The organism is Mesorhizobium sp. M0768 (genome assembly GCF_040320195.1).
Classification (GTDB): Bacteria; Pseudomonadota; Alphaproteobacteria; order Rhizobiales; family Rhizobiaceae; genus Mesorhizobium.
In genome coordinates this window covers 1-1671 of the sequence record NZ_JAMYPD010000086.1, presented here as the reverse complement: position 1 = coordinate 1671, position 1671 = coordinate 1, and the positions used below count along the sequence as shown (strand labels likewise).

Here is a 1671-nt window from a genome sequence, read left to right as displayed (position 1 = left end):
CCTAAGGAGCGCCCCATGTCACCATCCTTTGATGCAAGCAAATCCCTTACTGCCCTTGATCAGGACAGCACGTTGGTCGCAGTGATTGAGATGAGCCAGACAAAGTGGCTCATTGCTGCGACGGTCCCTGGCTTTGAACGTAATCCTCTCAAGAAGCTCGATGCCGACCCGGATTCGGTGTTCAGGCTGTTGCGCCGCTGGCGCAGCGAAGCCATCCAAGCCGGGCGTGAAGTCCGGCGCATCGTTGTCGCCTATGAGGCTGGACGCGACGGCTTTTGGTTGGCGCGCTGGCTTCAGGCGCGCGCTGTCGAAGCTTATGTCATACATCCATCGAGCGTCGCGGTTTCCCGTGAACATCGGCGTGCCAAGACCGATCGCCTCGATACCGAACTGCTGATGCGCGCCTTTCTTGGCTGGCTGCGGGGCGAGAAGCGCCACTGCAGCATGGCAGCCATCCCAACCATCAATGAGGAGGAGGCCCGCCGTCCGAACCGTGAACGAGACAATCTCGTCCGCGAACGTACACGGATCGTCAACCGCATCAAGGCAATCCTCGCTCGCTTCGGCATTCGCGCCTTCAAACCCAATCTGCGCAAAGCTGCCGAGAAACTGGAGGCTCTGCATACGGCGGAAGGTATGCCCCTACCGGAACGAAGCCGAGCCGAGTTGCGCCGTAATCTCGGACGGCTTCACCTGTTGCATGAACAAATTCACGAGATCGAACAGGAGCGGTTGCGGCAGCTCTCGGTGGTTCCGGACACGGAGAAGGGTCCGCTCGCGATGGTTCGCCTTCTTGCGCGGATCATCGGTGTAGGTATCGAGACTGCGGACATGCTGGTGAATGAGATTCTCTCACGCGGCCTGCGTGATCGGCGAGCCGTCGCCCGCTATGCCGGACTTACCGGGGCGCCGGATGAGAGCGGCCAACGCAGGCGCGAGAAAGGTCTTGCGCGGGCCGGCAACGCTCGCGTCCGCTACGGCATGATCCTATTGGCTTGGCGGTTCCTCCAATTCCAAAAGAACAGCGCGCTGGCGCACTGGTTTTGCGCGAGAACGGCCGATGGCCGTGGCGGTACGCGCAAGACAATGATCGTGGCTTTGGCGCGCAAGCTACTGATTGCCTTCTGGCGACTTGTCACGACCGGCGAGATCCCGACGGGAGTAGCCCTGCGTCCGGTATAAAGCATGGAGGAGCGTTCGACAGGACGAGCATTGAAGTTTGGCAGCTGCAATAGCGTCTGCCAATAACGATCCGAGGTGGTGGTGATCCCGGTCGCTCACATGGCTTACGACGCCGCGCTGTAGAATGGGCCCACCGCCCGGAGCTTCGCCGCCGATGCGTATGGCTGCATCATGGTTTTTGATCCGCGAGGATCAACCGCATACAAGCTTGCGGCGCGTTTACGGGCGCCTGATGGCGAGCTCCCCTCGGTTTGAAGTTGTAGAGCTCTACAAACAGCACCTGCCGGCTCAATGTAACGCTGCCGCCGTGCTCGTGACCATCAAGGGCAAGTCGCTTCGCGATGGCCAAAGGCCCACCCTTGACCGTCACTGCGCGCGGCGCCCCAATGGACCCCGGAGCCAAAGCAGGAACAAATGGGCGCACACGGCTGAACAAGGAGGACGGAACGACTGAAAGATCACCTTGACAAAGATTAGCCCATACAAGCG

The 1671-nt window shown here is 60.4% G+C and carries 2 protein-coding genes; one reads left to right on the top strand and one right to left on the bottom strand.

What is annotated here, in order from left to right:
• Window positions 1–15 precede the first annotated feature (15 nt).
• A complete protein-coding gene (locus NKI08_RS34385; protein WP_352775934.1) occupies window positions 16–1182 on the top strand; it encodes an IS110 family RNA-guided transposase in 1167 nt (388 codons plus the stop codon).
• Window positions 1183–1351: 169 nt separating this feature from the next.
• Here NKI08_RS34385 and NKI08_RS34380 read toward each other — a convergent pair.
• A partial coding sequence (locus tag NKI08_RS34380) for a hypothetical protein (RefSeq protein ID WP_352775931.1) occupies window positions 1352–1671 on the bottom strand: 320 nt, incomplete at its 5' end.

Bases quoted from the DNA above. Each gene is read 5' to 3' on its own strand.
- NKI08_RS34385 (WP_352775934.1), top strand. From the start codon at position 16: ATGTCACCATCCTTTGATGCAAGCAAATCCCTTACTGCCCTTGATCAG.